Origin of the sequence: Listeria sp. ILCC792 (assembly GCF_900186135.1) — a bacterium.
Classification (GTDB): Bacteria; Bacillota; Bacilli; order Lactobacillales; family Listeriaceae; genus Listeria; species Listeria goaensis.
The window spans coordinates 100149-110320 of the sequence record NZ_FYBO01000010.1; the positions used below are offsets into that span (position 1 = coordinate 100149).

Consider the following 10172-nt stretch of genomic DNA (forward strand, 5'->3'; position numbering starts at 1 on the left):
TATTCCCACTTTCTTCAAATAAAAACTGTGATACAATGGAAGAGGAGGTTTTTTGATGAAAATAACTGCGATTCAAGCCCAACAAAAAAACAAAGAACGTTACAACATTTTTGTAGATGAAAACTATTTATTCAGTGTAGACGAAGCCGTATTAGTGAAATTTCAACTAAAAAAAGAAATGCCGCTAACCAATGAATTAATAGATAAAATCGTCGAGGAAGATGAAGTCCGTAAAGGCTTAAATAAAGCCATTCAATTTTTAGCGCACCGCGTTCGGTCAGAAAAAGAAGTGCGTGACTATTTGAAAAAACAGGAAATTTCAGAAGCACATATTTCGAGTGTCATTCAAAAATTGGTGGAAATGAACTATTTAGATGACGCCGAGTTCGCGAAACTGTATATTAGAACGCAAATGAAAACGACAACAAAAGGAAAAGGTAAAATTGAACGCGAACTCATTGAAAAAGGCATCACGCGCGAACTCATTGCCGAAACACTTCCGTTTTATACAAGTGATATGCAATTAGAAAACGCAAATAAAGAAGCAGCAAAAATTGCGCGCCGCGGCAAGCGGACATCACGTAAAATTTTAACACAAAAAATTGTGACCGATTTAATGCAAAAAGGCTATACCGTCGAGCTTGCAAAAGAAGCGGCAGCCATCGCAACAGCGGATTTAGATGAAAATAGTGACGAAGCAATTCTCGGTGCAGAGCTTGAAAAGCTGATGCGGAAAAATAAACGACTTGGTCCGAAGAAGGCGAAACAAAAAACCATTCAGTCACTCATGCAAAAAGGCTTTCAATATGATACAATACAAACTTATCTAGCCGAAAATGAAATTGATTTTGAAGAGGTGGAGCAAGATTGAATGAATATGTAGAAGAACTCGTACAATTGCTTCAAGCGAAAAATCCGAGTTTAGACAAAGAAAAAGCGCTCTTTTGGGTGGAAATGCTTTGGTCGGATTTTGAAAGTTCTTATGCGAAAGCAGGTTATCCGTACCGCGGACCTGAATATGCTTATGAATATGTCAAACAACAAATTGAACGCCACGGAGCTGTGCTTCATCATGTGAGTTCGAGAAAATAAAGGAGAGTTTAAATGAAAATAAGAGGTTTTGAAGTTGTAAAGGATGCTAATCGAGTATTTTTGAATCAAACGATTACACTGCCCGTTCGCTCAGATAAAGGGTCAGCTGGGTATGACTTTTTCTCCAATGAAGAAGTGACACTACACCCGGGGAGCCAGCACGTTTTCTGGACAGACGTGAAGACCTACATGCAAGCTGATGAGGTGTTAAGTGTTTACGTGCGTTCCTCGATTGGAATTAAACGCGGACTTAATTTATCAAATAACACAGGAATCATTGATGCATCTTATTACGGGAATCCTTCGAATGACGGAAACATTGGAATTGCGATGCGAAACATTGGCGAAGCTAGTGTTAAAATTGAACAAGGCGAGCGAATTGCCCAAGGTATTTTCACAAAATATCTCGTTGCTGACGTGGACGATGTGACAAATGAGTCACGCGCTGGTGGTGTTGGGAGTACTGGTAAATAAATTTTAAATAAAAATCCCAGCTGTTATTGTAACAGCTGGGGTTTGTTTATGAGGTTAAAGTTACACAGCTACTGGGGTGAGTTTCTTCTGAAGTTTTTCATCAGAGAAAATCCAGCCCGTGTAAGATGATAAGATATTCATATCATCGTCTAGACGAACAACGGCAACAAACGGATAGTGCCCGTTGCTACGGTATCTCAAATCCGTAAACGTGACATACGTGGCATCTAACTTTTCTTCAATTCTCCAGTTATACACTTTTGAAAAGGAGACAAAAGCGGCCAAGTTTTTATCTTGTTTCGCAGAACGAATGATTTCATTATTTGGAACGGGTAAGCGATCAAACTTTTCATAAACTGAAATGTTTCGTTTGAAAGCACGTCCCACATAATAATGTTCTTTCGTTGTCACAGCGACACGCCACTGGAAGAAATGAATCGTTGAAGCGATGATGATTTCTTCGGCATCAGGAATTAAATTCTTGACGGCATGTTTAATCATGTGCTGTGTAACTGCGCGTGCGACATAATAAAGCGCGAGGATTCCGTAAAGCGTAAAGAATGTTGGACCAGCAGGAGCACCGAGTAGCCAGATGATAATCGCAACGACATGTGATCCAAAAATAAACCAATCAAATGTGTTGATAAAACCAAATGCGACCCAAGTGTCTTTAAATGGTCGAACCGCTTGCGTCCCGTATGCATTAAAAATATCGACGAAAATGTGTAACCCGACTGCTATAAAGCTCCATAAGAGCAAGTGTAAAAATGTTGCTGCCGGAAAAATAAAGTAAAGTACAGTTGAAATTAAGAGCGGCCAAATCGCGAGCATCGGAAGGGAATGTGTAATCCCCCGGTGATTACGAATATAATCCGCATTGTTTTTAAGTTTTAATACAGTGTCAATATCAGGAATTTGAGAACCAATAATTGTTGCTGCCATGATACCCATTGTAGCATGAGTACTACTTGCAACTACAGGGTCAATTGTTGCGAGAGCCCCAAGTGCAATCCCCATAACAACATGTGTGCCTGTGTCCAAATGCTTTCCTCCTCCAAGAAGTTAGAAAGAGTCACTTAACAAACCAAGCGGCATCTTCCTGCGACTAAAGTGTGTGGGTGAGTAATTACTACTCTGTCAGCTAAGCCTTTACAAGCAGAGTGCTGTTCAAAAAAAGCTAGCTTCTGTATAATAGAAAAAGCTTAACCATTAATCTATTCCCATGTTTTCATTATACTACACATCGAAAGTGCGGAGCATTAGAATTTTATGAGAAATTTAGGTGAACGAATGACAAATACATACTTTGATAAAAAACAAACTGAAGCTTTCAGACAAGCGCTAATCGATTGGTACTTAGCCAATAAACGGATACTTCCCTGGCGTGAGAACACTGACCCGTACCGGATTTGGGTGTCAGAAATCATGCTACAACAAACGCGGGTGGACACGGTTATCCCTTATTTCACGCGATTTATGACGCAATTTGAAACGATGGAAGACTTTGCTTATGCAGATGAAAATGCGATTCTTAAAATTTGGGAGGGGCTCGGTTATTATTCACGTGTCCGCAATTTGCAGGCGGCGATGCGTCAAGTTGTTGAAGAACATGAGGGAATAGTGCCAGACACGTTAAAGGACATTTTAAGTCTAAAAGGGGTTGGCCCATATACTGCCGGCGCAATTTTAAGTATCGCCTATCAGAAAGCGGAACCCGCAATTGATGGGAATGTTATGCGTGTCATGTCGCGCGTATGCGAAATTGATGCGGACATTATGAAACCAAGTACGCGAAAGATTTTTGAAACGGTGCTGTATGATTTAATTGACCCAATTGATCCTGCGTCTTTCAACCAAGGCTTAATGGAAATTGGCGCGTTAGTTTGCACACCGAAAAAGCCAATGTGCCTACTTTGCCCACTGCAACCGTTTTGTTCAGCGCACAAAAATGGGAAGGAACTGGACTATCCAGTTAAAATAAAAAAAGTGAAGTCGAAAAAAATTCATCTGCTGGCAATTGTTGTCCGGCAAAATGACCGCATTTTAGTTGAACAGCGCCCGTCAGAAGGACTGCTAGCCAATTTATGGCAGTTTCCAACTGTGGAAGTAAAAGCAAATGCCAATAGTGAAATGGTAAAACTTGCTTTCCTAAAAAAATATGGTTTAGAAGTTGAACTTCAAGAATCGCTACCGCATGTGAAGCATATTTTTTCGCATTTGGTGTGGGAAGTGGACGTTTTGACGGCTAAACTTACTGGCGGTAAGCCAGAAGACAAGGTGAAATTTGTTTCAGAAGAGGAGATGCAGCGGCTTGCGTTTCCTGTGCCATACCAAAAAATGTGGCAAAGTTTTATTGAGAGAAAAGGGGATTTGGAATGAATAAAGTAGCTTTAGTGACTGGAAGTAGTCGCGGGCTTGGTCGTGAAATCGCGATTCAGCTTGCAAAAGAAGGATATGATGTGGCGGTAAATTTTGCGCGGAGTCGTAAAAAAGCCGAAGAGGTGCAGGCGGAAATTGAAAAACTTGGCAGAAAATGTGAGCTTTTCCGTGCGAATATTGGCGATGTTGAAAAAACGCGCGCGATGTTTGCTGAAATTAAAGCGACGTTTGGACGACTTGATCTTTTTGTGAGCAATGCGGCTAGCGGCGTCTTGAAACCGCTGATGGAGCTTGAACAAACGCACTGGGACTGGACGATGAATATTAATGCGCGTGCCTTTTTGTTCGCTAGTCAAGAAGCGGCTAAGATGATGCAGGAAACTGGCGGCGGGAAAATCATTGGGTTAAGCTCAATTGGTTCGATTCGTTATTTGGATAATTATACGACTGTTGGCGTTTCTAAGGCGGCGGTTGAATCGCTCACGCGTTACTTGGCGGTTGAGCTTGCGCCTTACGGAATAGCAGTTAACACGGTTTCAGGTGGCTTGATTGAAACGGACGCGCTGGAACATTTTCCGAATAAAGCGGAGTTAATCGAAGATGCGATTAGTAGGACTCCGGCGGGGCGCATGGTGGAGCTTCAAGATTTAGTCAGCACAGTCATGTTTCTTGCGAGCAGCCATGCAGATATGATTCGCGGGCAGACGATTGTGGTTGATGGTGGACGGACATTACTCGTATAAGCTCAAATAAAAATGATTTTCCCACTTTAAATGGAACTTTCTGCACGGATTTTACTTTTTTAATCAAAAAAGATGATTTTCCGTAGTTTATTGTTTTTTGCGTTGTTTTGTTATGTTATAATGATTTGTGAATAACAGCTTCTAGTACATGAAGAAAGTAGGAAAGTGTGTATGTACTTGCCAAAAGAGAAAGAAATTATCCAGATTAAGAGCTACAAACACAACGGTAAACTTCATCGTACTTGGAAAAAAACAGTTGTGCTAAAAGCAACGGAAAATGTTATTATCGGGGGAAATGATCATACACTTGTCGTGGAATCTGACGGGCGAAAATGGGTAACGAGAGAGCCATCAATTTGCTATTTTCATAGCGATTATTGGTTTAATGTGATTTCAATGATACGGGAAGATGGCCTGTACCATTATTGTAATCTAGGAACGCCTTTTGCGGTCGATGAGGAAGCGTTAAAGTATATTGATTATGACTTAGATATTAAAGTTTTTCCTGACGGACGTTTCCATTTACTTGATGAAGGTGAATACGAGCAGCATCGTCGCCAAATGAAATATCCTGATGCCATCGACCGAATTTTACGCAATAACGTAGATATTTTGAGTCACTGGATTTTGGATAAAAAAGGACCTTTTTCGAAGGACTATATTGATATTTGGTATGAAAAGTACAAAGAATACCGTTGAAAAAAGACGCATTTGCCTAAACCTGTTTGTTTAATAAGGTTTGGGCAACGTCTTTTTTTTGGCGTCTTTTTGTTCGCTTTACATGGCTAATAAGTATGTGATTTCAAGTAAAATAAAGCGGATAAAAATAAGCATAAATCTAGTAAAGTCCATTACCTAAATGGTAGTGTTACTAGATTTATGCTTTTTATCCATTACTCTTCCGTCACACTAATATCAATTTTATTCTCATCCGTATGGCGGATTTTAAAACTATGAATGAGTTTTTCTAAATAGTCGATTGCTTCCTGATAGGCAAAAACGCAAGCGATAATGCGCATTAAGTGATACTCATCTGTGTTGTTTTCCAGGTCATCCGATTTCATTTCATTTAAAAATAAATCCATTAATTCTTTCGGATCTTGCGCCAAATGGTCTTCCAAGTAATCTGTATCAACGGCAACGCGGTCAATGTATGTGAGTAGAAGTTGTTCATGTTTATCTACTAAAAAGTCAATTTGCTGTCTGATGACCTCTTGTTTTTCAGGATTAAGTTGTAAATAATCATTTTCGTAGCGATTTTGAATTTTTAAAAGTTCATAGCCTTTTTGTGAGCAGAGAATCATTTGCCGGTAGATAGCAATTTTACGCCCTTTAGAAACAGAATTTCGCTTTAAAAAAGTTCTTTCTTCTTTATAAAGCTCATATTGATTACGAATTTGCCCAATTTGTTTCTGCATCCAGTTCATATCTTTTTTTAGTAAAGGAAAATCAGCGGCATGGCGTAAATTTAAGCGGATCCATTTAATAATCTCATTGTTCGTATTGTAAATTTGCTGATACAAAGCCACTTCATATTTTGGTGGAATGAAAATTAAGTTGACGATAAATGCTGCAACAAGCCCTAGCATGATTGTACCAAAACGAATTAAGGCGATTTCAAGGAAGTCATTTCCGGGTGAATCCATGACAATAACAAGTGTTACAAGAGCAAGGCCAATCGTATTTTCTAGTTTTAATTGCAGAAGTAGCGCCACACAAATAACGGAAGCTACGCCAATCAAAATGAAGTCATTTCCAATGTATAGACCAAAAACAATGGCAATGATGGCACCAATCACATTTCCTTGCGCGCGCTCTAAAATAGTTCGGTACGAGCGGTAAATGGACGGTTGAATCGCAAATATGGCGGAAATTCCTGCCAGCGAAGGAGAGGGGGACTGGAAAAGTTCGGCAATAAATAAAGCTAAACTTATAGCAATACCAGTTTTTAATATTCTAGCTCCAAATTTCATGGTAGGTAATTCCTTTCTAATGGGCGATTTTTATCTTTTAATACCTTTATTATAACCATATTTTTCATTTTGTAACATAAAAATCATTTTTCGGAGGCCATAATGGCAAATACACGCTCTGTTGCCGCAATTGTGTCGTCGATATCTGCTTCAGTATGGGCCGTTGTAATAAACCAAGCCTCGTATTTCGATGCCGCCAGTAAGATACCTTCCTCACGCATAAGTTTAAAGAAACGACTAAATTGTTCGCCGTCAGTTTGTTCAGCATCTGCATAGTTCCGCACAGTTTTATCGGTGAAAAATACCGTCAGCGCCCCAACAATTTGGTTAATCGTAATTGTAATGCCGTGTTTTGCAGCAGCATTTAAAATACCATTTTTCAATTTAGATCCGTATTTTTCAAAACGATCATAAAGTCCTTCTTCTTGTAAAACTTCTAGGCAGGCAATGCCAGATAGAATGGAAGCGGGATTTCCAGCGTGTGTGCCAGCTTGATAAGCCGGACCAAGCGGTGCTACAGTTTCCATAATATCCAAGCGCCCGCCATACGCCCCAATCGGCAAGCCGCCGCCAATAATTTTTCCAAGCGCTGTCAAATCCGGTTTCACTTGGAGCAAATCTTGCGCCCCGCCGTACATAAAGCGAAATGCCGTAATCACTTCATCATAAATCACGAGCGCACCCGCCGCATGAGTCAGCTCATTTACTTTTTTCAAAAATCCTGGTTCTGGCCCGACAATCCCGAAATTCCCGACAATCGGCTCCACAAGCACCGCTGCCACCTGATCGCCCCAAACATCAAGAGCTTCTTTAAAAGCTTCGACGTTGTTAAAAGGAACGGTAATGACTTCTTTGGCTGTCGCTTCTGTCACACCAGCAGAATCAGGCGTGCCTAGTGTTGAAGGTCCAGAACCCGCTTCCACCAAAACGAGATCGAAGTGTCCGTGATAAGACCCGCCGAATTTAATAATCTTATCTCGGCCAGTATAGGCGCGAGCAACACGAACCGTTGTCATGACAGCTTCCGTACCAGAATTGGTAAAGCGCACCTTTTCCATAGAAGGAATCGCTTCTTTTAACATTTTCGCAAATGTAATTTCATGCACAGTTGGCGTACCATATAAAACCCCAGTTTCTGCAGCCTTTGTAATCGCCTTTGTAATGTGTGGGTGTGCATGGCCGGTAATAATGGGGCCAAAAGCCGCTAAGTAATCAATATATTTATTCCCGTCCACATCATAAAAATAAGCCCCTTCTGCTCGCTCCATCGTAATCGGCACACCGCCACCAACGCCCTTGTACGAACGACTTGGACTATTAACGCCGCCAACAATATGTTTTTTTGCTTCCTTATGTATAGCATCTGATTTTGAATGATCCATCTAGACATCTCCTTTGAATTTCGCGGAATCCCGCTTATCTAGTCCATTTTATGCGAAATAATTTAAAACAGCAACATGAAAGAACAACTTAATTGCCGTTTTTTCAAAAAAAGCATAAACTAAAAGAGTAGAAAGGGGGCTGGGCTGTTTGAAAATCTTATATACGCTAACGATACCGGAAGATTGGCAAGTAAAACAGCAAGAAGCATATCCAAACGATATATTTTATTACGAAAAAGAAATAAAGAACTTTAAGGAACTTAATGAAGTGGACTGCATCGTGACATATGGCGGTGACATCACAGCAGAAATTATTGAAGCAGCTAGCGCACTAAAGTGGATTATGGTCTTTTCTGCGGGCGTTGACGGCTTACCTAAGCAAGCTATTCTAGAAAAAAATATTTTAGTGTCAAATGTTCGCGGCATTCACGCTGTCCCGATGGCAGAATTTGTGCTGAGCTATTTGTTGCATGACGTGAAGCAATTACAACACTTTTATGAAGCTCAAAAAAAGAAAGAGTGGGCGTTTTCCCACCCTGTCGTTGAGCTCGGCAATAAGAAAATCGTCGTTGCTGGCGCAGGAGCAATCGGCTCACAAATCGCAAAATTCGCCAAAATGTTTGGCATGCAAACGGTAGGACTAAATACAACCGGCCACCCAGTAGAAGGTTTTGACAAAACTTTCGCCATGCGTGACTTAAAACAAGTAATTCGCGCCGCTGACTATTTCGTTTCTGTGCTACCAAAAACAAAAGAAACGACAGGCGTCTATGATGAAGACTTCTTCCATATTTTGCCGAAGAGCGCCGTATTCATCAACATCGGTCGTGGAAACGCTATAGAAAGCGCCATTTTAGAAAAAGTCATCGCTGAAAAAACCATTCGCCATTTCTATCTCGACGTCTACCCCGAGGAACCGCTGGCGACTGAAAGCCCGATTTGGACAGCTACAAATGTCACAATGACCCCACACGTATCTGGACATACCGATCAATATATTAATCGCAGCATGGAAATCTGGCTTGATAGTCTAGAGAAGTTTAAAGCAGGCAAAACCGTGCAGAATGAAATCAACTTAAATAGAGGATATTAAATCGTTGTATTGACAGCTTATGAACATTTCCGTTAAAATATAAGAAAGTTATCATTTAAAGGAAGGAGTGCATGACGGTGTCTAACACTCATTTAAAAGAGTCAATAGATATTCTAAAACAGTCAGGAGTACGAATTACTCCTCAACGTCATGCTATACTTGAGTTCTTAATTAATTCACATATTCATCCAACTGCCGACGAAATATACAAGGCACTTGAAGGTGATTTTCCAAATATGAGTGTTGCAACAGTCTACAATAACTTACGCGTATTTAGAGATGCAGGATTAATTAAGGAATTATCATATGGCGACGCTTCAAGCCGATTTGATTTTTCTACTTCTAACCATTATCATGCTATATGCGATGAATGTGGAAAGATTGTTGATTTCCATTATCCAGGTCTAGATGAAGTCGAGCATTTTGCCTCCCATGTTACAGGGTATGAAATTAACAAACATCGTTTAGAAGTTTATGGGTTATGTCCTGAATGTAAAGCGAAAAATAAAAAATAAAATCACCTATTTTAAAAATAGGTGATTTTTGTTTTGCATAAAATGATTAATTTTTATGCGGAAAAGGGGATTTTAAAGCCTAGTTTGCCTTAGAAATGGTGAAAAAAATATTTTCTCGCATTTTTATGCATAAACTTGTTGACATCTTCATTTAAAATTGATATATTAGTTTTCGGCGCTACTAATCAATTGTTTTTGAAATTAAATTAATTCAAAAAAATGTTGACAGGCAAGCGTTTAGATGATATGATTTAAAAGTCGCAAAAAGCCAGTTGCTTTTCAAAAATGCGGCAAATTATGACCTTTGAAAACTGAACAAAACGAAGATGAAAAAGCGATGAAACAGATGTTTCACCAATCAATTCATAGGACAGGAAACAAAAAGATGTTTCCAAAAAAAGTAAGAAACAAGCTAGCAAAGTCAATTTGTGACGCTAAGGAAACTTATTCACGGTGTTGAATAAGTATTCAAATTCGATTTATTTTAAAGAGAGTTTGATCCTGGCTCAGGACGAACGCTG

11 protein-coding genes are annotated in these 10172 nt (G+C 39.8%); 8 read left to right on the forward strand and 3 right to left on the reverse strand.

Translation table 11 applies throughout. The features are described from left to right. Positions 1-55 precede the first annotated feature (55 nt). Genes recX through CFS60_RS10940 form a run of 3 tightly spaced genes read left to right on the forward strand, consistent with a single transcriptional unit; the run spans position 56 to position 1566 of the window. On the forward strand, positions 56-871 hold the full coding sequence (gene recX / locus CFS60_RS10930; protein ID WP_088810919.1) for a recombination regulator RecX: 816 nt from the start codon (positions 56-58) through the stop codon (positions 869-871). Then, positions 868-1092 (forward strand): YfhJ family protein, encoded by a 225-nt coding sequence (locus CFS60_RS10935; protein WP_088810920.1) that lies wholly within the window; start codon positions 868-870, stop codon positions 1090-1092. Before recX ends, CFS60_RS10935 begins: the two co-directional genes overlap by 4 nt. Before the next feature lie 12 nt (positions 1093-1104). Next, complete coding sequence (locus tag CFS60_RS10940) at positions 1105-1566, forward strand: dUTPase (RefSeq protein ID WP_088810921.1); 462 nt, start codon at positions 1105-1107, stop codon at positions 1564-1566. A gap of 60 nt (positions 1567-1626) precedes the next feature. On the opposite strand, the gene CFS60_RS10945 is transcribed toward CFS60_RS10940, so the two are convergent. Continuing rightward, complete coding sequence (locus CFS60_RS10945; RefSeq protein ID WP_088810922.1) at positions 1627-2607, reverse strand: metal-dependent hydrolase; 981 nt, start codon at positions 2605-2607, stop codon at positions 1627-1629. Positions 2608-2856: 249 nt separating this feature from the next. Here CFS60_RS10945 and mutY point away from each other — a divergent pair, with 249 nt between their 5' ends. From mutY to CFS60_RS10960, 3 genes are all read left to right on the forward strand, one after another. Next, on the forward strand, positions 2857-3945 hold the full coding sequence (gene mutY / locus CFS60_RS10950; protein WP_088810937.1) for an A/G-specific adenine glycosylase: 1089 nt from the start codon (positions 2857-2859) through the stop codon (positions 3943-3945). Next, complete coding sequence (gene fabL / locus CFS60_RS10955; protein WP_088810923.1) at positions 3942-4688, forward strand: enoyl-[acyl-carrier-protein] reductase FabL; 747 nt, start codon at positions 3942-3944, stop codon at positions 4686-4688. Before mutY ends, fabL begins: the two co-directional genes overlap by 4 nt. Positions 4689-4859: 171 nt before the next feature. Next, complete coding sequence (locus tag CFS60_RS10960; protein ID WP_088810924.1) at positions 4860-5387, forward strand: DUF402 domain-containing protein; 528 nt, start codon at positions 4860-4862, stop codon at positions 5385-5387. 194 nt (positions 5388-5581) lie between these two features. Here the strand turns inward: CFS60_RS10960 and CFS60_RS10965 are convergent, their stop codons facing one another. Further along, a complete protein-coding gene (locus CFS60_RS10965) occupies positions 5582-6661 on the reverse strand; it encodes an aromatic acid exporter family protein (RefSeq protein WP_088839246.1) in 1080 nt (359 codons plus the stop codon). A gap of 83 nt (positions 6662-6744) precedes the next feature. Continuing rightward, positions 6745-8043 (reverse strand): glutamate-1-semialdehyde 2,1-aminomutase, encoded by a 1299-nt coding sequence (locus CFS60_RS10970; protein WP_088810926.1) that lies wholly within the window; start codon positions 8041-8043, stop codon positions 6745-6747. A gap of 148 nt (positions 8044-8191) precedes the next feature. Between CFS60_RS10970 and CFS60_RS10975 the strand changes: the two genes are divergently transcribed. Beyond that, positions 8192-9136 carry an NAD(P)-dependent oxidoreductase gene (locus CFS60_RS10975; protein ID WP_088810927.1) on the forward strand — a complete coding sequence of 315 codons (945 nt, stop codon included), beginning with the start codon at positions 8192-8194 and terminating at the stop codon, positions 9134-9136. Positions 9137-9207: 71 nt separating this feature from the next. Beyond that, positions 9208-9651, forward strand: a complete 444-nt coding sequence (gene perR / locus CFS60_RS10980) for a peroxide-responsive transcriptional repressor PerR (protein WP_088810928.1) — start codon at positions 9208-9210, stop codon at positions 9649-9651. Positions 9652-10172: the final 521 nt, after the last annotated feature.

Excerpts from the sequence above, each read along its gene's own strand:
- fabL (WP_088810923.1), top strand. The coding sequence starts at position 3,942 with ATGAATAAAGTAGCTTTAGTGACTGGAAGTAGTCGCGGGCTTGGTCGT.
- mutY (WP_088810937.1), top strand. The coding sequence starts at position 2,857 with ATGACAAATACATACTTTGATAAAAAACAAACTGAAGCTTTCAGACAA.
- CFS60_RS10965 (WP_088839246.1), bottom strand. The coding sequence starts at position 6,661 with ATGAAATTTGGAGCTAGAATATTAAAAACTGGTATTGCTATAAGTTTA.
- CFS60_RS10960 (WP_088810924.1), top strand. The coding sequence starts at position 4,860 with ATGTACTTGCCAAAAGAGAAAGAAATTATCCAGATTAAGAGCTACAAA.
- perR (WP_088810928.1), top strand. The coding sequence starts at position 9,208 with ATGACGGTGTCTAACACTCATTTAAAAGAGTCAATAGATATTCTAAAA.
- CFS60_RS10940 (WP_088810921.1), top strand. The coding sequence starts at position 1,105 with ATGAAAATAAGAGGTTTTGAAGTTGTAAAGGATGCTAATCGAGTATTT.
- recX (WP_088810919.1), top strand. The coding sequence starts at position 56 with ATGAAAATAACTGCGATTCAAGCCCAACAAAAAAACAAAGAACGTTAC.
- CFS60_RS10970 (WP_088810926.1), bottom strand. The coding sequence starts at position 8,043 with ATGGATCATTCAAAATCAGATGCTATACATAAGGAAGCAAAAAAACAT.